The 19219-nt window shown below is 73.9% G+C and carries 17 protein-coding genes; 13 read left to right on the top strand and 4 right to left on the bottom strand.

Annotation, left to right across the window (positions count from 1 at the left end):
- Positions 1 to 29: 29 nt before the first annotated feature.
- The 6 genes from ACFVHO_RS09190 (at position 30) to ACFVHO_RS09165 (ending at position 5959) form a co-directional block, all read left to right on the top strand.
- Positions 30 to 719: a nucleoside/nucleotide kinase family protein gene (locus ACFVHO_RS09190; protein WP_385711766.1), complete on the top strand. Its 690-nt coding sequence runs from the start codon at positions 30 to 32 to the stop codon at positions 717 to 719.
- A gap of 201 nt (positions 720 to 920) precedes the next feature.
- A complete protein-coding gene (locus ACFVHO_RS09185; RefSeq protein WP_030358267.1) occupies positions 921 to 1520 on the top strand; it encodes a lytic polysaccharide monooxygenase in 600 nt (199 codons plus the stop codon).
- Between the two features lie 210 nt (positions 1521 to 1730).
- Complete coding sequence (locus ACFVHO_RS09180; RefSeq protein WP_385711764.1) at positions 1731 to 3449, top strand: AMP-binding protein; 1719 nt, start codon at positions 1731 to 1733, stop codon at positions 3447 to 3449.
- Positions 3450 to 3526: 77 nt separating this feature from the next.
- On the top strand, positions 3527 to 4876 hold the full coding sequence (locus tag ACFVHO_RS09175) for a sensor histidine kinase (protein WP_385711762.1): 1350 nt from the start codon (positions 3527 to 3529) through the stop codon (positions 4874 to 4876).
- Entirely contained in the window at positions 4834 to 5508 is a 675-nt protein-coding gene (locus tag ACFVHO_RS09170; RefSeq protein WP_385711760.1) for a response regulator, read from the top strand. Before ACFVHO_RS09175 ends, ACFVHO_RS09170 begins: the two co-directional genes overlap by 43 nt.
- Positions 5509 to 5608: 100 nt before the next feature.
- Complete coding sequence (locus ACFVHO_RS09165; RefSeq protein ID WP_385711758.1) at positions 5609 to 5959, top strand: hypothetical protein; 351 nt, start codon at positions 5609 to 5611, stop codon at positions 5957 to 5959.
- On the opposite strand, the gene ACFVHO_RS09160 is transcribed toward ACFVHO_RS09165, so the two are convergent.
- The 4 genes from ACFVHO_RS09160 to ACFVHO_RS09145 all read right to left on the bottom strand — a co-directional run bounded on the left by ACFVHO_RS09160 (position 5956) and on the right by ACFVHO_RS09145 (position 11337).
- The gene (locus ACFVHO_RS09160; RefSeq protein WP_385711756.1) at positions 5956 to 8121 is read right to left on the bottom strand and encodes an MMPL family transporter; all 2166 of its coding nucleotides are present in this window, start codon (positions 8119 to 8121) and stop codon (positions 5956 to 5958) included. The genes ACFVHO_RS09165 and ACFVHO_RS09160 overlap by 4 nt on opposite strands.
- A 264-nt stretch (positions 8122 to 8385) precedes the next feature.
- Positions 8386 to 9114, bottom strand: a complete 729-nt coding sequence (locus ACFVHO_RS09155; protein ID WP_385711755.1) for a response regulator — start codon at positions 9112 to 9114, stop codon at positions 8386 to 8388.
- The gene (locus ACFVHO_RS09150) at positions 9047 to 10351 is read right to left on the bottom strand and encodes a sensor histidine kinase (protein WP_385711753.1); all 1305 of its coding nucleotides are present in this window, start codon (positions 10349 to 10351) and stop codon (positions 9047 to 9049) included. The genes ACFVHO_RS09155 and ACFVHO_RS09150 overlap by 68 nt, the downstream gene beginning before the upstream one ends.
- A 131-nt stretch (positions 10352 to 10482) precedes the next feature.
- Positions 10483 to 11337 carry an endo alpha-1,4 polygalactosaminidase gene (locus ACFVHO_RS09145; RefSeq protein WP_385711751.1) on the bottom strand — a complete coding sequence of 285 codons (855 nt, stop codon included), beginning with the start codon at positions 11335 to 11337 and terminating at the stop codon, positions 10483 to 10485.
- Between the two features lie 236 nt (positions 11338 to 11573).
- On the opposite strand from ACFVHO_RS09145, the gene ACFVHO_RS09140 reads away from it, so the two are divergent.
- The 7 genes from ACFVHO_RS09140 (at position 11574) to ACFVHO_RS09110 (ending at position 19099) form a co-directional block, all read left to right on the top strand.
- Positions 11574 to 12266: a tryptophan 2,3-dioxygenase family protein gene (locus ACFVHO_RS09140; protein ID WP_385711750.1), complete on the top strand. Its 693-nt coding sequence runs from the start codon at positions 11574 to 11576 to the stop codon at positions 12264 to 12266.
- Positions 12263 to 13372, top strand: coding sequence for an alpha/beta hydrolase (locus ACFVHO_RS09135; protein ID WP_385711748.1), 1110 nt, complete (start codon positions 12263 to 12265; stop codon positions 13370 to 13372). Before ACFVHO_RS09140 ends, ACFVHO_RS09135 begins: the two co-directional genes overlap by 4 nt.
- A complete protein-coding gene (locus ACFVHO_RS09130) occupies positions 13369 to 14709 on the top strand; it encodes a hypothetical protein (protein WP_385711747.1) in 1341 nt (446 codons plus the stop codon). The genes ACFVHO_RS09135 and ACFVHO_RS09130 overlap by 4 nt, the downstream gene beginning before the upstream one ends.
- 107 nt (positions 14710 to 14816) lie before the next feature.
- On the top strand, positions 14817 to 16478 hold the full coding sequence (locus ACFVHO_RS09125) for an amino acid adenylation domain-containing protein (RefSeq protein ID WP_385711745.1): 1662 nt from the start codon (positions 14817 to 14819) through the stop codon (positions 16476 to 16478).
- A gap of 251 nt (positions 16479 to 16729) precedes the next feature.
- Positions 16730 to 16948, top strand: a complete 219-nt coding sequence (locus ACFVHO_RS09120; RefSeq protein WP_385711743.1) for an MbtH family protein — start codon at positions 16730 to 16732, stop codon at positions 16946 to 16948.
- A 39-nt stretch (positions 16949 to 16987) separates the two neighbouring features.
- Entirely contained in the window at positions 16988 to 17914 is a 927-nt protein-coding gene (locus ACFVHO_RS09115; protein WP_385711741.1) for an ATP-binding cassette domain-containing protein, read from the top strand.
- 177 nt (positions 17915 to 18091) lie between these two features.
- Positions 18092 to 19099, top strand: a complete 1008-nt coding sequence (locus ACFVHO_RS09110; RefSeq protein ID WP_385711740.1) for an ArsR/SmtB family transcription factor — start codon at positions 18092 to 18094, stop codon at positions 19097 to 19099.
- Positions 19100 to 19219 lie beyond the last annotated feature (120 nt).

Raw genomic sequence — 19219 nt, 5'->3', positions numbered from 1 at the left:
GACGTCGAGCCGTCGTATCGTCCCCGCCCATGAACCCGCCCATGAACCCGACGCCGCACCCGACGCCGAAGCCGACGGCAGACCTGACGACCCTGGCGGCGGACGCCTGGAAGCTGACCGAGCGCGGACCGCGCGTCGTCCTCGGCCTCGCGGGGCCGCCCGGCGCCGGGAAGTCCACGCTCGCCCGCGCGCTGGTCGAAAGGATCGGCGCGGGCGCCGCCTATCTGCCGCTCGACGGCTTCCACCTGTCGAACGTCCAGTTGGAGCGCCTCGGCCTGACCTCCCGCAAGGGCTCGGAGCCGAGCTTCGACGCGCGCGGGTACGTCGCCCTGCTCCACCGGGTCCTCGACGACACCGCCGCCGACGTCTACGTACCCGATTACGACCGCACCCTGCACGAGCCCGTCGCCGCCCGGCACCTGGTCGCACCCGGCGCGCGGCTCGTGGTCACCGAGGGCAACTACCTGGCCTGCGACCTGCCGGGCTGGCGGGCCGCGCGGGAGCTGATGGCGGCCTGCTGGTACGTCGAGGCGCCTGTCACGGTGCGTCAGGAGCGGCTGGTGGAGCGGCAGTTGGCGGGTGGGCGAGGAGAGGAAGCCGCACGCGCGTGGGTGGCGGAGAACGACGTTCCGAACGGTGAACTCGTGGCTGCCTCGCGCGGTCGGTGCGACCGGATCCTCTCCACGATTGGTATGGACATGTTCAACTACTCGCAATAATCTGAGGCTTGGTCTAGACCGCAGAACGCGCAGTTTCGCACGTCACGCACCATCAGCAGTACGCACAACCCGCACTTCCCCAACAACGCCCCCAGAGGTACGCAGCAGTCTCGGGAACCGACGGTGCCTCGAAGGGCGACGCACGACCGTTAGCGCGCGCACGGCTCATGGAACACCCCCACGTTCTTCAGGAGCGCCAGCATGCGAAAGAAGATTTCCGCGGCCATGCTCGGGATGGCGACGGTGGGAGCGTTCGTGCTCTCGACCGGCGGCGCCAGCAGCCATGGCTACACCGACCTGCCAGCAAGCCGTCAGATCAACTGCGCGAAGGGCGTAGTGACCGGCTGTGGCGCCATCCAGTACGAGCCGCAGAGCGTCGAGGGCCCCAAGGGCTTCCCGGCGGCCGGTCCGGCCGACGGAAAGATCTGCTCCGCCGGCATCGCGGGCTTCAGCTCGCTGGACAAGGCGACCAAGCCGGGCGGCGGCGCCTGGCCCACGACGAAGGTATCGGCCGGTCAGAACTACAGCTTCCGCTGGCAGTTCACGGCCCGGCACCGGACCACCGACTTCAAGTACTACATCACCAAGCAGGGTTGGAACGAGGGCCAGCCGGTGACCCGGGCGGCGCTCGACACCCAGCCGTTCCTCAACGTCCCCTACGGCGGCCAGCAGCCGCCCGCGACCCTGTCGCACAGCGGCACGATCCCCGGCGGCCGCAGCGGCCACCACGTGATCGTGGCCGTGTGGACCGTCCACGACACGGGGAACGCGTTCTACGCCTGCTCGGACGTCCAGTTCTGACAGTCCTGCCAGTCCTGCCAGTCCTGCCAGTCCTGCCAGTTCTGACAGTTCTGCCAGTTCTGCCAGTTCTGACCTGATCCTCCTCCGGGCGGGACTGCCACCCCCCACGGGTGAGTTCTGTGCACGTCGTCCGCGGACGGACGCGTCGGCGTGCACAGGGCGGCCCGTACCCCTCCACTTCTGACGGTACGTCAATTACCGTGCGGCGCCATGACGTCCGAACCCGAAACGGTCGCGGAACTCGTCCTCGCGCGCCGGGGCGACCACCGCCCCGGGCTCCGCTTCGAGGACCGGGAACTCAGCCACCACCAGGTGGCCGCGGCCGCGGCGGCGCGGGCCGCGCTGCTGCGAGACCTCCTGGACGCGCGCTCGGCCCGGCACCTCGGCGTCCTGCTCGACAACACCCCCGAGTACCCGCTGTGGCTGAGCGCCGCCGCGCTGGCCGGGGCGGCCGTCGCCGGGATCAACCCGACCCGGCGCGGCGCCGAACTCGCCCGCGACATCCTGCACACCGACTGCCGACTGCTCGTGACCGAGCGGGCCCACCTGCCCCTGCTCGCCGGACTCGACCTGCCCGGCGTACGGATCCTGGTCACGGACACGCCCGACTACGACGAACTCCTCGCGCCCTACCGGGGCGCCGAACCCGAGCTCTCCCCGGACGCCACCCCGGCCGCCCGGATGCTCCTCTACTTCACCTCCGGGTCGACCGGCGCCCCCAAGGCCGCCGTGTGCAGCCAGCGGCGGCTCGCCGCGGCCGGACAGTCCCTCGTCCGGCACTTCGGCGTACGGCCCGACGACGTCCACTACATCTGCATGCCCATGTTCCACGGCAACGCGGTCATCGCCGACTGGGCGCCCGCGCTCGCCGCGGGCGCCGGGGTGGCGCTGCGGCGGCGCTTCTCCGCGTCCGGGTTCCTGCCGGACGTACGGCGGTTCGGCGCCACGTACTTCACCTACGTGGGCCGGGCCGTGCAGTACCTCCTCGCCACCCCCGCCCGCCCCGACGACCGCGCGCACCCGCTGCGCCTCGGCTTCGGCACCGAGGCCGGGGCGGTGGACGCGCGGCGCTTCGAGGAGCGGTTCGGGGCGCGGCTCGTCGAGGGGTACGGGTCGTCGGAGGGCGGGGCCGCGATCCAGCGCTCGCCCGGCACGCCCGACGGGGCGATCGGGCGGGCCGCGCCCGGCGACGACCTCGCCGTGCTCGACCCCGGCACCGGCAAGGAGTGCGCGGCGGCCGAGTTCGGGCCCGGCGGGCGGCTGCTCAACGGGGACGCGGCGATCGGCGAGCTGGTCAACCGGGGCCGCAGTCCCTTCGAGGGCTACTGGCGCAACGCCGCGGCCGACGCGGAGCGGGTCCGGGGGGACGGGTGGTACTGGACCGGGGACCTCTTCTACCGCGACGCGGCCGGGTACCTCTACTTCGCCGGGCGCGCGGACGACCGGCTGCGGGTCGACAGCGAGAACCTGGCGGCGGCGGTGATCGAGGCGATCCTCGCCCGGTGGGAGCCGGTGGTCGGCGTCGCCGTGTACGCCGTGCCGGACCCCGTCGCCGGGGACCAGGTCATGGCCGCGCTCGCCCTGCGCGAAGGGGTGGCCTTCGATCCGCTCGCCTTCTCCGAGTTCCTCCTTTCTCAAGGGGATTTGGGGACGAAGATGGCGCCTCGTTTCGTGCGGGTCCTGTCCCGGTTGCCCGTGACCGCCACCCACAAGGTGGCGCGGGCCGCTCTGCGCGGGGAGGGGTTCCGCTGCGCGGGGCTGGGGGCCGGGGTGGGGGAGAGGGGTGAGCTGTGGTGGCGGCCGCGTGAGGGCGGGGGCTATCGGGAGTTCACGGTGAGGGACGAGGAGGCGGTGGTGGGGGAGTTCCGGGAGAGGGGGAGGGAGGGGGTGTTGGGGGAGGGGGTGTTGGGGGAGGGGGGACGGGGTTGAGCTGAGGGGTTGGGCCCCGGGGGTGGGGGCGCCGCGGAGCGGCGGGGATTCGGGCGGGGCGCCGGTACCGTGCGCCCATGCGACGGGAGAGTGTGTGGGCCGAGCTGAGAAACGCCCGAGGGTACCCGCGGTCCACCGCACCCTGGCGGGCGGCCGCGTACGTGACCGGCGGCGCCCTCCTCGGCGCCCCCTTGACGGTGGCACTCGCGGCGACCCTCACCGCGGGCCTCGTCCTGAGCGTGGCCCTCGTGGGCCTCCCCCTCCTCGCCGCCCTGGCCTTCGCGGGCCTCCCCGTCGCCGCCCTGGAGCGCCGCAGGCTCCGCCTCGTCGACCCGGCCCCCGCGCCGAGCCCGCACCGCGCCCCGGACACCCCGGGCCTCACCGCCTGGCTCCGGCTGCGCGCCCGCGAACAGGCGACCTGGCGCGAGCTCGCGTACGCCGTCCTGATGGCGTTCGTCCTGTGGCCCCTGGACCTGGTGGTGGCCGCCTGCACCCTCGCCCTGCCGCTCCTCCTGGCCGGAGCCCCCGCCCACCTCGCCCTCACCGGCGGCCCCGCCGACGGCGGCGTACGACCCGCCAAGCTCTGGCTGGTCGAGAGCTATCCGGCGGCCCTCGGCACCGCCGCGCTCGGCCTCGTCCTGCTCGTCGCCCTGCTCTACCCCCTCGGCGCGTACGCCGCCGCCCGCGCCGCCCTGGCCCGGCTGCTGCTCGCCCCGCGCGAGGCGGAGAGCCGGGCCCTGCTCGCCGAGGTGACCCGCTCCCGGGCCCGCCTCGTCACCGCCTTCGAGGCCGAACGCCGCCGCGTCGAGCGGGACCTGCACGACGGCGCCCAGCAGCGCCTGGTCGCCCTCAGCATGACCCTCGGCCTCGCCCGCCTCGACGCCGAGCCGGACAGCCCGCTCGCCGCCCGTCTCGCCACCGCCCACGGCGAGGCCGACGCCGTCCTCGCCGAACTGCGCGAACTCATCCGCGGCATCCACCCGCAGGTCCTCGCCGACTACGGCCTGCCCGCCGCGATCGAGGACGCCGCCGACCGCTCACCGGTCCCCGTGGACGTGGACGTGGACGTGGACACGGGCGCGGGCACCGACACCGGCACCCCGCTGCCCCGGCTCCCCGAACCCGTCGAGTCCGCCGCCTACTTCGCCGTCCGCGAGGCCCTCACCAACGTCGCCAAGCACAGCGGCGCCTCCCGCGCCGCCGTCCACGTCCGCCACGCCCGCGGCACCCTGCGCCTGACCGTGCGCGACGACGGCACCGGCGGCGCCGACCCCGCCCGCGGCTCCGGCCTCACCGGGCTCGCCGACCGCCTCGCCGTCCTCGATGGCACACTGACCGTCACCAGCCCGCCCGGTGGCCCCACCGTCCTGACCCTGGAGATCCCGTGCACCCCGCGCCCGCCGAGCGGCCCCGCGCCCACCGAGTAGTCCTCGCCGAGGACAGCGTGCTGCTGCGCGAGGGACTGGTGGGCGTGCTCGGCCGGTTCGGGCACGAGGTGGTCGCCGCGGTCGGCGACGCGGACGCGCTGCGGGCGGCCGTCGCGACGTACGAACCCGACGTCGTCGTCACCGACGTACGGATGCCGCCGGGCTTCCAGGACGAGGGGCTGCGCGCCGCGATCGACCTGCGCGCCGAGCGCCCCGGCCTGCCGGTGCTCGTCCTCAGCCAGTACGTCCAGCGGTCGTACGCCGCCGAGTTGCTGGACACCGGGGACGGCGGCGGCGTCGGCTACCTCCTCAAGGACCGGGTGGGCCAGGTCGAGCAGTTCGTCGACGCGTTCACACGGGTCGCGGCGGGCGGCACCGTCGTCGACCCCGAAGTCGTACGCCAGTTGCTGCGCCGCCGCCGTGACCCCCTGGAGCGGCTCACCCCGCGCGAGCGCGAAGTGCTCGCCCTCGTCGCCGAGGGCCGCTCCAACGCGGCCATCGCCGCCGAACTCGTCGTCACCGAGGCGGCGGTGGGCAAGCACGTCGGCAACATCCTCGCCAAGCTCGACCTGCCGGTCACCGACGCCACCCACCGCCGGGTGCTCGCCGTCCTCGCCTACCTGCGGGCGTGAGCACCCCGGTACCTGCGGGCGTGAGCACCCCGGAGACCCGGCCCGCGAGCCCCGGAGTCCCGACCCTTTTGACGTGTACCTCTCGACTACGCTGCCGGACATGAGCGTCCCCGACCGCGCGCCCTCCGACCGACTGCCCGCTGGCGAAGCGCCCCTCGACGAAGCGCCCGTCGACGACGCGGCGCCGGAACGCCTCGGGCTCACCCCGCGCCAGGCCCGGCGGCTGCGCATCGCCGCGGCCTCGCTCCTGATGGCCGGGGCCGCCGTGCTGCTCGCCGTCCGGCTCGCGAGCCGGTCGTCCGTGCTCGTCGTGGGCGTGTACGGGCTGCTGCTCATCCTCTGCGGTCTCGTCATCGAGCTGAGCAGACGCGGCCGGACCAGGCTCGGCAGCTATCTGCTGGCCGCCGGCCTGGTCGCGGCGCTGTTCATGGACGTGGCGGTGCTCTCCTAGCGCGCTTCCGGCGCCGTCCCCTCGACGAACCCGGCGCCCTCGGCGGAGCCCGGCCGCCCGGCGGGCCCGTCCCCCTCGGAGAGCCCGTACCGCTCGTGCAGCCGCCGCAGCCCCGGCGGCGCCCACCAGGCGTACTCCCCGAGGAGCGCCATCGCCGCCGGCACCAGGAACATCCGCACGACCGTCGCGTCGATGAGGACCGCGAGCGTCAGGCCGAGCCCGATCTGCAGGATCGGTGAGAAGCCGCCCGTCATGAACCCGCCGAACACGATCGCGAGCAGCAGCGCCGCACAGCTCACCACGCGCCCCGAACTGCGCAGCCCCGCCACGATCGCCGCCCGGTGGTCGCCCGCCTCGGGCCCCGACGTCCACGCCTCGCGCATCCGCGCCAGGATGAACAGCTCGTAGTCCATGGCGAGGCCGAACGCGATCGCGATGATCAGCGGCGGCGCGGTCAGGCTGAGCGCCCCGAGCCCCTCGCCGCCGAGCAGGCTCGCGCCGTGCCCGTCCTGGAACACCCACACCACCACGCCGAGCGCGGCACCGAGGCTCAGCAGCGTCGTCAGGAGCGTGCGCAGCGGGCTGAGCAGCGATCCGGTGAAGGCGAAGAGCAGGACGAACAGGCCCACGAGGACGGTCAGTACGGCCCACGGCGCCCGGTCGGCGAGCATGTCGCGGAAGTCCACGAGGCGGGCCGCGTCGCCGGTGACCTCGACGGGTTCGGCGCCCCGCAGGTCCCGTACCCGCTCCACCAGGCGCGTCGCCTCAGGACCGTCCGCCGAGCCGCGCGCGGTGAGCCGCAGCAGGACCGTGCCGTCGGTCATCCGCCCGTTCTCCACCCGGGTCACACCCGGCAGCGCGCGGATCTTCCGTTCGCAGTCCGGTTCGGCACCCGGCCTGATGAGGACGTCGACGGTGTCGGTGTCCGTGCCCGGCGGGAAGTGCGCGTGCACGGTGTCGTACAGCTGCCGCGCCTCGGTGTCGTGCGGCAGTTGGCGCGCGTCGCCGATCTCGATCCGCATCCCGAACACCGGCAGCGCGAGCACCGCGAGCCCGGCCACGACCGTCGTCACGACGGCGGCGGGGCGACGCAGCGAGAAGCGCGCGAGACGGGCGAAGAAGGCACCGCTGCGGGACGTCGGCGGGCTCGGCTTCATCCTGCCGCCGAACAGCGTGAGCAGCGCGGGCAGCAGCGTCAGCGCCGCCAGCATGTCGACCACGACCACCGCGCCCGCCGCCAGGCCCATGCTGCGCAGGAACGGGCTCGGGAACCACACGAGCCCCGACAGGCACACGGCCACCGTCAGACCGGAGAACAGCACGGTCCGGCCCGCGTGCGCGACCGTCTCCCGCACCGCCAGCACCACGTCGTCCTGCCGCGCCCGCTCCTCCCGGAACCGCATGACGAGCAGCAGCGCGTAGTCCACCGCGAGCCCGAGCCCGAGCATCGTGACCACCTGCACCGCGTACACGGAGATCTCCGTGACCTGCTGGAACCCGAACAGCGTGAGGAACGCGCCCGCCACCCCGCTGATCGCGACGAGCAGCGGAAGCCCGGCCGCCCGCAGCCCGCCGAAGATCAGCAGCAGTACGACGAGCACGGCAGGCAGCGTGATCAACTCCGCGCGCGCCACGTCCTCCTGGGCCCGGCCGCCCATCTGCTCCCCGAGCAGCGGATCACCGCTCACCGCCACGTCGACGCGGCCGTCCACCGCCGCGCCGATCTCCCGCAGCCGGTCCGCGACGTCGCCCACGACGTCCTCCTCGGCGTCGTCGTCGAGGCCGCTCTTGAGCGTCACGGGGATGAGCAGCGCCTTGCCGTCCGCGGCTACCAGGCCTTCGGTCCCGTACGGGTCGGTGGCGACGGCGATCCCGGGAGCCCCGCGGACGTCCGCGACGGCCGCGCTCACCGCCTCGCGCACGTCGGCCGCGCGGACCGGGCCGCCGAAGACGGCCGCGGTGAAGTCGTCGCCGTCGGGGTCGAGCCGGGACAACAGCTCGTCCGCGACGACCGACTCGCTGCCCGGCACGTCCTCCACCGTCGAGGTGAGGTCGCCGAACACCCGGGTGCCGAAGCCGAATCCGACGGCGAGCAGCAGGAACCAGATGAAGAGCACGGTGCGGGGGCGGCGCGTGGCCGTCCTGGCGAGGGTGGCGAGCATGACCGCTCCTCGGGAGCTCGGGACTTGAGGTGTCAGGGACCCGCGTCCGGGGCCGCGGGCCCCGAACGCCTTGGCCCACACCCTCGCCGTGGAACGCGCGCTTCGGATCGCCGCGCGGAGCGGTCTTGGCGTCTCGCCCGTGCGGGTGAGGGCTCCCTCGGGCGGGGGATGCGCGGGGGCGGGCGCGCGCGTTCCTGGTGGTGAGCTGTGAGCTGTGAGCTGTGAGCTGTGAGCTGTGAGCTGTGAGCTGTGAGCGGTCTGTGGTCAGCGGGTCGCGTCGGCGTCCGGTCCGGGCTCGGCGGCTCCCGGTTCGCCCGGCTCCTCCAGTTCTCCCGGTACCACGAGCCCGCTCTCGTACGCGCAGATCACCGCCTGCACCCGGTCCCGCAGCGCCAGCTTCGAGAGCACGTTGCTGACATGCGTCTTCACGGTGTGCTCGCTCACCACGAAGGCCGCCGCGATCTCCGCGTTCGACAGGCCGCGCGCGAGCAGCCGCAGCGTCTCCTCCTCGCGCGCGGTGAGCACGGCAAGGCGCTGCGCGGGCGACGACGTGACGGACCGCGTCGTACGGCCGCGCCGCACGAAGTCCGCGACCAGGCGCCGCGTCACGGACGGCGCGAGGAGCGAGTCGCCCGCCGCGACCACGCGCACCGCGTGCACCAGGTCGTCGCGGCGCACGTCCTTCAGGAGGAAGCCGCTGGCGCCCGCGTACAGGGCGTCGTACACGTACGCGTCGACGTCGAACGTCGTCAGCATGACCACCCGGCAGGTGGATTCCGCGCACACCGCGCGCGCCGCCTCGATGCCGTCCATGACGGGCATCCGGATGTCCAGGAGTGCCACGTCCGGGGTGTGCCTGCGCACCGCCTCCAGCGCCTGGGCGCCGTCGCCCGCCTCCGCCACCACCTCGATGTCGGGCTGCGCGTCAAGGATCATCGTGAAGCCGCTGCGGACCAGCTCCTGGTCGTCGGCCACCACTACGCGGATGCTCATCCGTCAAGGATGCCGTGGGCAGCCGTACGGCGACACGGAAACCCCCGCCCGGCACGGGCCCGGACTCGGCGGTCCCGCCGCAGGCCGCGGCACGCTCGGCGATCCCCACGAGGCCCTGGCCGCCGGATCGCTCACCGGTGCCTGCCCCGTCGGCCCGGACGCGGGCGCCGTCGTCCGTCACCGTGATCCTCAACTCACCCGGTGACCAGGTCAGTTCGACGACGACCCGGGCGCCGCCCGCGTGCTTGAGCACGTTGGTCAGCGCTTCCTGCGTCACCCGGTACGCCGCGACCTCCACGTCCGCCCGCAGCGCGACCGGCTCCCCGACGACCCGCGACTCGACCGGGATCCCGGCGAGTTCGACGTCCCGCACCAGCGTCGGCAGCGCGTCCAGCGTCGGCTGCGGCCCCCGTTCCCCCGCCGCCCCGCCCACACCGGCTTCCCCCGCGCCCGCCCCCTCAACGGCCCGCAGCACCCCGAGGATCCGCCGCAACTGCGTCATCGCGTCCCGTCCCGCGGCACTGATCGCGTCGAACGTCGTGATCGCCTTCGCCGGATCGCTCCGCACCACCACGGGCCCCGCCTCCGCCTGCACCACCATCAGGCTCACGGCGTGCGCGAGGACGTCGTGCATGTCCCGGGCGATCCGCGCCCGTTCCCGCGCGGCCGCCCGCGCCGTCTCGGCGGCCCGTTCCCGCTCCAGGCGCCGGGCCCGGTCCTCCAGCGCCGCCGTGTACGCCCGCTGCACCCGCGCCAGCACCCCGAACCCGTACGCGGCGACGAAACTGAGCAGGTGGAAGGCGTACTCGAACGGCTCGGCCCGCTCCCGGAACGTCATCGTCGCCGTCGACGCGACCAGCCACGTCGCGAGCACCACCCGCCGCTCCACGGGCCGCCCGACCAGGGCCAGCGTGTACAGCGCGACGAGCCCTCCGTACGCCACGTCCGGCGGCGGCTGCCGGTACACCGCCATCGCGGGAGTGAACAGGCTGACGAGATACACGGCCGTCATGGGCGCCCGGCGCCGCCAGGCCAGCGGCACGGCCGTCCCCGCCGCGAGCAGCCAGCCGACCGTCGAGAGCCGGTCGTCGCCCTCGTCGGGGAAGACGAACTGCAGCGACACCGCGAACAGCACGAGGGCCGCGAGGGCGGCGTCCACGACGTACGGGTGCCTGCTGAGCGCACGCGAGCGTGTCCGTATCAGCGTGCGCGGGCTGCGGAGCGGGTGGTGGGGCATGCGGCGGCTCCCGGGCGGATGCGGCTGTCAGTATCGCGGTGGGCGGTGGGGCGCGTCCTCGCCGGTGCGGGGGAGATGCCGGGGGTGGTGGATCGGCCGGGGGTGGTGGACCGGTCGGGCGGGGGCACGGCTCAGCACCGCCGGTACACGTGGCCCTTCTCCCCGGCGGGGCGCACGTCCCGGTCGCGCAGGACGATCGAGAGGTCCTTGCCCCAGCGGCGGCACGCGGCGGCGTACCCCTTCTTCTCGTACTCGATGTCGAAGACCCTCCTGTCGTACGCGGACGAGAACGCCTCGCACTCGTCGTACTGCCCGCACTCCTCGACGACCGCGAAGTCGAACCCGATGCCCTTGTCGAGGAGTTCGGCGGTGTTCTTCTGCGCGATCGCCAGCCCCCGCTCGTGCGCCCGGCGGACGAGCAGCCGCGCGAACGCCGTCGCGTCGGCCGGGTCGAGCCGGTCGTCGGAGCGGGCGTAGGAGTCGAGGTTGTCCGGCTCGACCGCGTCGAAGCCGGAGCGCGCGCAGCCGTCGATCCAGTCGCCGACGACGCCGAGCAGCTCCTTGCGCTTGGCGGCGGTGGAGATGTCGAGCAGCGGCTCGTCCCAGTCCTCGTCGATCACCGGGTCGCCGTCGTCGTCGCGCAGGATCAGGTCGGGGTGCTCGTCGTCCCACCAGGCGGCGGCCTCCTTGCCCGGCTGGGCCTGGAAGGCGTTGACGTAGCAGATGTTGTAGCGGCCGGGGGCGGGGTTCGCGGAGCGGTCGCGGGAGACGGCGCGGACGCCGGCCGGGGGCGTGTAGGGGCCGCCCAGCTGGTAGTCGAAGGGGGCGTCGGCCTGCGGCGGGCGGGGCGTCTTCCCGGCGCCGGTGCGGCGGTCGGTGGGCCGGTCGGCGCCGTGGTCGGTGTCGGCGGTCGAGCAGCCCGTGAGCACCGCGAGGACGGCGGTCAGGGCGAGGGCCAGGCGGGTGGGGCGGGGCGTGCGGGGCATCTGGCCGTCCTGTGTTCCGTGCGGTTGTTCGGGGGTGGGGTGCGCTGCGGTTGTTCGGGGGTGAGGTGCGCTTTTAAGTGTGCGCTTGATGACGCTGCCCGGGGAATTTCCGCTGGTTAGGCTCGTCACACAGAAGGCATCCCATCACCAACTCCACGCCAATACGCGACCGCCGGGAATTCGGTGTGTGTCGTGTGCAAGCGCAGACCCTTCCGTCTGCGAGGAAGGGGTCTGCTGTGAACGGCCAAGCCGTCGCTCCGTCCTATGGGCAGATACTCCAGCTCGACGAACTCCTGCAGAGCGCGCGCGTGCACGACGACGACGTGGACAGCGTCCTGTTCCTGGCCACGCACCAGTCGTGCGAGATCTTCTTCGCCGTGATGCTGCGGCACCTGGAAGCCGCGCGGGCCGCGCTCGACGCCGGTGACGGACGGCTCGCCGCACGGCGGGTCGCGCCGCTCCCCGTCATCGTGAGCACACTGGTGCGGCAGTTCGACGGCCTCGCCACCCTCACCCCGGCCGCATTCGACGCGATACGCACGGAGTTGGGCAGCGCCAGCGGATTCCAGTCCGCGCAGTTCCGCGAGGTCGAATTCCTCTGCGGCCTTCGCGACACGCGTTATCTGAAGACCGACGGATTCACCGAGGGAGACCGGGCACGGCTGCGCGCCCGCCTCGATGAGCGGTCCGTCCAGGAGGCGTACCGCGACTTCGTGGCGGGCTGCGCCGACCCGGCCGTCGTCGAGCAGGTCCGCGGCGCGCTGATCGACTTCGACGAGGCGCTCGCCATGTGGCGGGCCCGGCACGCGGTCCTTGCCGAGCGCTTCCTCGGCGGCGCGACGGGGACGGCGGGGTCCGACGGCGCCTCGTACCTGTGGCAGGCGGCCCGGCGTCGGGTGCTGCCGGAGGTGTGGGCGGTGGTGTCGTGAGGCATGCGGTGGGGGACGCCGCCGGGGTGAGTGCGTCCGGTGCGTTCGGTGCTTCTGGTGCTTCTGGTGCTTCTGGTGCGTCCGGTGGGTCGGGTGCGCCGCGGACGGCGGGCGAGCGGCGGGACCTCGACCGGGAGTTCTCCCCGAGCTCCCGCGTGGCCGACCTCACCGCCCACCTCGACCGGTACGCGGCCGACAGCGCCCGGGCCCGCGCCACGCTGACCGTCCACCGGGACCTGAGCTGCGGCCCGCTGCCCGAGCAGGCCTTCGACTACTTCCCCGCGGCCCACGCGGGCGCCCCGCTGCTCGTCTTCGTGCACGGCGGGTACTGGCAGGAGCTCAGCAAGTCCGAAGCCGCTTTCGCCGCGCGGGACTTCGTCGACGCGGGCATCGCGTTCGCCGCCCTCGGCTACGGCCTCGCGCCCACGTACTCGATGCGGCAGATCACGGCGGCGGCGAGCGAGTCCCTGCGCCGGATCTGCACCGGGCTCGCCGCCCTGCCGGGCGCGCCGAGCGCGGTCCACCTGGCCGGGCACTCCGCCGGTGCGCACCTGGTCGCCTCGGCGTTGCTGGACGCCGATGGCTGGCGGCGCGCGGGCACGACCGCGTCCGCCGCGGTGTCGTCGGCCACGCTGATCAGCGGTGTGTACGACCTGGAGCTGCTGCGGCACACGTACGTCAACGACGCGTTGGGGATGGACGGGGAGGAGGCGCGGGCGTGCAGCCCGATGCGGCTGCTCCCGGGCTCCCGGGGCCTGGCGCTGGGGGCGGGGCCGACGGGCTCGGCGCTGGGGGCAGGGCCGGCCGGCCTGGCGCTGCCCCGGCTCGTCGTCGCCCGAGGTGAGAACGAGACGGACGAATTCGCGCGCCAGCAGCGGGAGTTCGTGCGACGTACCCGTCTGGGCGGCGTCGAGGTGTCGGACCTGGTGGTCCGTGGCCGCCACCACTTCGACCTTCCCTTCGACTTGGGTGTCACGGCGAGCGAACTTGGCGCGGTTGTGCGCCGGGTGATCTGTTCGAGGGGACCCGTAGGGGGCGGATCGGGGTGGGGTGGGGGACAGTCCGGATCCGGTGGGCGGGGCGGCGCCGGGACACTCGAATCATGAAGCCACTGACCTCCATCGGCGCCCGCAGGTCCGCCACTTCGGCGCCCCTGCTGCGGCTGTTCGTGATGTCGGGGATCCTCACGGTCCTGCTCACGCGGGCGTTCCTCGCGCTCGCCGGATATCCCAAGCTGGGCAGCAAGGACCCGGACGCCACGGTGCACATCTCGCACATGCTGTGGGGCGGCCTGCTCATGGCCGTGAGCCAGGTGGCCCTGCTCGGGCTCGCCGGGCGGCGGCTGCGGACAGCGGGGGCCGCGGTCGGCGGCATCGGCTTCGGCCTGTTCATCGACCAGGTCGGCAAACAGGTCTCGAACGAGGGGTATTTGTACGCCCCGGCGGCCGGACTGATCTACCTCAGCTTCGCGGTCCTGGTCGTCATAGCCTGGCGCGCGGACGACGGGGCGCCGGGTGGTGGCCTGGGTGCGGGTGCGGGTGCGGGTGCGGGTGCGGGTGCGGGCGCGGGCGCCGGTGCGGCTCGTGGGGCGGCGGAGGGCGTCGGGTCCGGCCCGGTGGGAGCCGCCGACCGCGTCGACCTCGCCGCGGCCACCCGCTCCTCCCAGGCGGCCGAGCTGCTGCTGCACGGAGTGGAGGACGGCCTGACGGCGGCCGAGATGGCCAAGGCCAGGAAGCTCCTTGAGGGTTCGCGCCGGGAGACGGACCGCGCGCTGCTGCGGGCGCTCGGCACGCTGCCCCTGCGGGAGCCGAAGCCTGCCGCGTGGCGTGCGACCCGGGACGCGCTGGCCGACCGCCTCGGCGGCCTCGCGGACCGCGCCGGCGTGGTCAGGGCCGCGGTGGTCCTCGCTGTCCTCTTCGGCTTCCTGCGCCTCGGCCGCCTCGCGGCCAGCGGCCTCGACGGCCCGGACGGCGAGCGCGAGTGGAACGCCCTGGTGGTGGCCCTGGCCTGCGCGACCGTCACCTGGGGGCTGTATGTGTACGCGGTCCGCAAGCTGCGCCGCGACCGCCGCGCGGCCTTCCGCGCCCTGCGCACCGGCGTCCTCATAGACCTGCTCCCGGGCCAGGTCCTGAACTTCACGATCCACCAGTTCTCGGCCGTCCAGGACCTGGCCCTCGATGTGCTGCTGCTCGCGGTGGTGACGGCGGAGCTGCGCCGGATGGCGGCGGCGGGGCCGGACGGGCTGAGCGGGCCGGACGGGCTGAGCCGGGCGGACGGCGTGTGCCCGGCGGCCGGGTCGGTGGAGTCGGACGGGGCGTTGGCGTCGGATGGGTCCGTGGCGTCGGACGGGCTGGTGGCGTCGGACGGGTCGGCCCGAGCGGACCCTAGGCCCTCACGGACAGCGACTCGCAGCACCTCACGAACGATCCGCAGCACCTCATGAGGGTGGCGGCGGCCAGCGGCGCCGGGGATGTCCCGGCGCGATGACCGGGCAGGGCCCGGCCCGATGACAGGAGTGGAGTGACGATGGTGACGTCGACCGTGTCGTCAGTGGCACACCCCAGCATGCTGTCCGGCGCGGTGCGCCGGTTCGAGGCCGACTCGGTGGTGCGGATGGTGCGGGACCACGCACGGCTGCGGCCGGACGCGGTGGCCGTGGAGTCGGCCGGACAAGTGGTGACGTTCCGTCAGCTCTGGCGCGGAGTCCTGTCCGTGGCGGCGGGTCTGGAGGAGGCGGGGGTCGGCCCCGGCGACCGTGTCGCGCTGTGGGCCGACCGCACGGCCGGGGTGGTGACGGGGGCGCTCGCGGTGATGGCGCTGGGCGCCGCGTACGTGCCGATCGACCCGGCACACCCCGGCGACCGCACCGCGGCCGTCCTGGCGGGTGCCGACCCGGCGGCGCTGCTCCACGACGGCGGGCCGGGCGCGGCCGGGCTGCCGGAGGTACGGGTGCCGGTCCTCGACGTACGGGAGTTGCTGGCGGTGGGCGCGGTGGGCGCGGTGGGCGCGGTGGGCGCGGGGGACGCGTCGGGCACGGTGGGTGCCGGTGCCTCCGTGGGCGCGCCGGGTGCCGTCGCGCCGCCGGAGCGGGTGCTGCCGGGCCCGGAGGACATCGCGTACGTGGTGTTCACGTCCGGCTCGACGGGCACGCCCAAGGGCGTCATGGTGTCGCACGCGTCGCTGGCCAACTACGTGTCCTGGTGCGGTGAGCTGGTCGGCGGGGGCGGCATCGGCAGCCCGCTGTTCGCGAGCCTCGGCTTCGACCTGGCGATGACGTCGCTGTGGGTGCCGCTGGCGCGGGGGCTGCGGGTGGTGACGGTGTCGGGGCTGCACGACCAGGAGACGCTGTTCGGCGCCCGCGAGGACCCTTACACGTTCGTGAAGCTGACGCCGTCGCACGCCCGGTTCTTCGACGTCCTCGCGGAGCCGCCGCGGTACGACCTCGCGACGCGGCTGCTGATGTTCGGCGGTGAGGGCCTCGACCCGGCGCTGATCGCCTCGCTCGGCGACCGCCTCGACGGCGTGCGCCTGGTCAACCACTACGGCCCGACGGAGACGACGATCGGCTGCTGCGCATACGCCTTCGACAGCGCACATGTGCCCACGACGCCGACGGTGCCGATCGGCGCCCCCGCCTGGAACACCCGGGCGTACGTGGTCGACGACCAGCTGCGGCCGGTGGCGCCGGGGCGGCCGGGCGAGCTGGTGATCGCGGGCCGCGCGGTGGCCGCCGGGTATCTCGGGGGCCGGGACACCGGCGGGAAGTTCCTCGACGAGCGGGACCTGGGCGGCGCGGCGGGGCGGGCGTATCGCACCGGGGACGTGGTGGAGCTGCTGCCCGAGGGCGCCCTCCTCTATCTGGGCCGCGGGGACGACCAGTTGAAGGTCAACGGCCATCGGGTGGAACTGGGCGAGCTGCGGCACCACGTCCTGGCGGTGCCGGGGGTGGCGGACGCGGCCTTCGACATCGTCCGGGGTCCGGTGGACACGCTGGAGCTCTTCATCCGCACCAAGGACGACGCCGCCCCCACGTCCGGCGAGGACCGGGCCCGCAGCGCCGACTTCACGGACACGGTCCGGGAGGCACTCGCCGAGAAGCTGCCGTCGGCGCTGGTCCCGGAGTCGGTGCGGGTGGTCCCGGACATCGTCTTCAACGCCAACGGCAAGTGCGATGTGGCGGCGACGCGGCGCCAGTTGGACCGGGACATATGAGCCCGTCCCGCGATTGAGGACGAGGCCGAAGGCCGATGACCCCGCCCCGTGTCCGTCAAGGACCGCCCCGTGTCCGTCAAGGACCGCCCCGTGTCCGCCAAGGACCGCCCCACGTCCGCCAAGCCCCATCAGCGGGACGTCAGAACCTTGTCAGAGCCGTGCCGAGAACATGACGGTACGGGCCGGGAGCGCGCGCTTCGGGACCAGGCGCAAGGCCCGCCACCTGACTACTTGGTTACGGAGTGTGCGACGTGTCGAACCCCTTTGAGGACCCCGACGGATCCTTCCTCGTGCTGGTGAACGACGAGGGCCAGCACTCCCTGTGGCCCGCGTTCGCCGACCGGCCGGAGGGCTGGACGGTGGCGCTCGGCGAGAGCCCGCGCGCGGACGCCCTCGCCTACGTCGAGGCGCACTGGACGGACATGCGCCCGCGCGGCCTGCGCTCGGCCGCGGACTCCACCGCCGCCTGACGGCCGTCGGTCACCGGACCTTGAGGAGTACTCGTGGGCATGGCGATTCAGGCGGAGGGTCTGCGCAAGCGCTACGAGCAGACCGAGGCGCTCGGCGGGGTCGACCTGGAGGTGCCGAGCGGAACGGTGCTCGGCCTGCTCGGGCCGAACGGCGCGGGCAAGACGACGACCGTGCGGATGCTGGCGACACTGCTCGAACCGGACGGCGGCCGCGCCGAGGTGGCCGGGTTCGACGTGGTGCGCGAGGCGCGTGAGGTACGGCGCAGGATCGGCCTCGCGGGGCAGTACGCCGCCGTGGACGAACACCTCACGGGCCGCGAGAACCTGGTCCTCATCGGGACGCTGCTCCACCTGGGCCGCGGCCCGGCCCGGCAGCGGGCCCACGACCTGCTCGACCGCTTCGACCTGACGGCCGCGGCCGACCGCCCGGCGCGGACGTACTCCGGCGGCATGCGACGCCGGCTCGACCTGGCCGCGTGCCTGGTCGCGACGCCGTCGGTGCTGTTCCTGGACGAGCCGACGACGGGACTCGACCCGGTGAGCCGGATGGCGCTGTGGAACGTGGTGCGCGAGCTGGTCGCGGACGGGATGACGGTGCTGCTCACCACGCAGTATCTGGAGGAGGCCGACTTCCTGGCCGACCGGATCACCGTCATCGACTCCGGCCGCGTCATCGCCGACGGCACGCCGGACGAGCTGAAGCGGAAGGTCGGCGAGGAGCGTCTCGAAGTGTCGGTGGCGCGCCCGGACGGCCTGGCCGCCGCGGTGGCGGCGCTGCGCGGGGTGTCGGCCGAAGAGCCGTCCGTGGACACCGACGGCGGCCTCATATCCATCGCCCTGAGCGACGGCATGGGAGGCCTCGCGAACGCGGCGGTGGCCCTGCGCCAACAGGGCGTGGAGGTGGCCGACTTCGCGCTGCGCAGGCCGACGCTGGACGAGGTGTTCGTGACGCTCACGGGCAAGTAGTCGGCGCGACGGCCTGAACAGCGGGATGCCGGGGGCGGCCTGGTCCACCACCAGCTCCTCCCTGACTGACTTCTCTCTTCTGTCTTCTCTCTCTTCTCTCTTTCTTCTTCTCATTCTTCGCGCGGAACCCACACGGGACACGGGACACGGGGCACGCGGACACCTGGGGGCATCGCCATGCAACGAATCCACTTCACCGCCGCGGACTTCGCGCGGACGCGACTGAAGACGACGGCCGGACCGCTGGCGGAGACCGCGTTCGCCTGCGGGCTGCTCGGCCGCGGCGTTCCGGCGCCGTTCGCGCGCTGGCGCGGTCAGGTCGGCAAGGCGCTGGCGCAGCGGCCCGGACTGCTCTCCGACACGGGTGACCTGGACTCCCTGCTGCGGAGCATCGAGCGTTCCGACCGGGCGATGAGCGGTGAGCTCCTGGACGCGGCGGCGCCGGTCCCGCAGCTGCCGACGCAGGAGGCGGCGGGGGACCTGTCGCAGCTGTGGAAGGCGGTCGTGGCGCCGTACTGGGACCGGATCGTGGCCTACCTGGAGGCCGAGTGCGACGCGCGCGGCCGGGTCGTGATGGCGGGCGGCGTCGAGCTGCTCCTGGCGACCCTGCACTCCAAGATGACGTGGAAGGCGCCGGTCCTGGAGATCCACGACGGGCCCGACGAGGACATCTACCTCGACGGGCGTGGCCTCGTCCTCACGCCGTCGGTGTTCCTGAACCACCGCGCGGGCCGCGTCACCCGCAAGCTGGGCGAGAACAGCCCGGTCGTCCTGGCGTTCGCCACCCCGCCCGACGTACAGCAGGCGGCGGCCCTGTGGGACGAGCCGGAGCCCGAGGAGAGCACCCAGAGCCTCGGCGCCCTGGTCGGCCAGACCCGCGCCGCCGCCCTGCACGTCCTGCGCGCCAGCTGCACCACCAGCCAGCTCGCCGACCGCCTCGGCATCTCCGCGGCCGGGGCCAGCCAGCACACGGCGGTGCTCCGCCAGACCGGCCTCATCACGACCCGCCGCATCCGCAACACGGTGCTCCACACGCTGACGCCCCTGGGTGTCGCCCTCCTGAAGGGCATGGCCGCGCGCCCGGCCCAGGTCGAGCACGCTCCTCGCCGCCGCAGCACCCAGTCCACCCGCCTCCGCGTCGTGGACGCGATACCGGCCCAGCGGGCGGTACGCCACGCGTCGTAAGCCGCACCTCCGCTCCTCACCAAGCAGCCCTCGTCGAGGGCTGCTTCGGCGTTCCCGCCCCTTTTCCGCGGGGCGGCCCCCGCGAAGCCGAAGACCCGGCACACGCACCTTCGCGTGTGC

Source organism: Streptomyces sp. NPDC127108 (assembly GCF_042677545.1).
GTDB lineage: Bacteria > Actinomycetota > Actinomycetes > Streptomycetales > Streptomycetaceae > Streptomyces.
The sequence above is the reverse complement of the archived record's forward strand: the minus strand, read 5'-3'. Positions and strand labels throughout refer to the sequence as shown.

What these genes read in the sequence shown, in the direction of transcription:
- ACFVHO_RS09190 (WP_385711766.1), top strand. Translation starts at nt 30, where the DNA reads ATGAACCCGCCCATGAACCCGACGCCGCACCCGACGCCGAAGCCGACG.
- ACFVHO_RS09185 (WP_030358267.1), top strand. Translation starts at nt 921, where the DNA reads ATGCGAAAGAAGATTTCCGCGGCCATGCTCGGGATGGCGACGGTGGGA.
- ACFVHO_RS09180 (WP_385711764.1), top strand. Translation starts at nt 1,731, where the DNA reads ATGACGTCCGAACCCGAAACGGTCGCGGAACTCGTCCTCGCGCGCCGG.
- ACFVHO_RS09175 (WP_385711762.1), top strand. Translation starts at nt 3,527, where the DNA reads ATGCGACGGGAGAGTGTGTGGGCCGAGCTGAGAAACGCCCGAGGGTAC.
- ACFVHO_RS09165 (WP_385711758.1), top strand. Translation starts at nt 5,609, where the DNA reads ATGAGCGTCCCCGACCGCGCGCCCTCCGACCGACTGCCCGCTGGCGAA.
- ACFVHO_RS09160 (WP_385711756.1), bottom strand. Translation starts at nt 8,121, where the DNA reads ATGCTCGCCACCCTCGCCAGGACGGCCACGCGCCGCCCCCGCACCGTG.
- ACFVHO_RS09155 (WP_385711755.1), bottom strand. Translation starts at nt 9,114, where the DNA reads ATGAGCATCCGCGTAGTGGTGGCCGACGACCAGGAGCTGGTCCGCAGC.
- ACFVHO_RS09150 (WP_385711753.1), bottom strand. Translation starts at nt 10,351, where the DNA reads ATGCCCCACCACCCGCTCCGCAGCCCGCGCACGCTGATACGGACACGC.
- ACFVHO_RS09145 (WP_385711751.1), bottom strand. Translation starts at nt 11,337, where the DNA reads ATGCCCCGCACGCCCCGCCCCACCCGCCTGGCCCTCGCCCTGACCGCC.
- ACFVHO_RS09130 (WP_385711747.1), top strand. Translation starts at nt 13,369, where the DNA reads ATGAAGCCACTGACCTCCATCGGCGCCCGCAGGTCCGCCACTTCGGCG.
- ACFVHO_RS09115 (WP_385711741.1), top strand. Translation starts at nt 16,988, where the DNA reads ATGGCGATTCAGGCGGAGGGTCTGCGCAAGCGCTACGAGCAGACCGAG.
- ACFVHO_RS09110 (WP_385711740.1), top strand. Translation starts at nt 18,092, where the DNA reads ATGCAACGAATCCACTTCACCGCCGCGGACTTCGCGCGGACGCGACTG.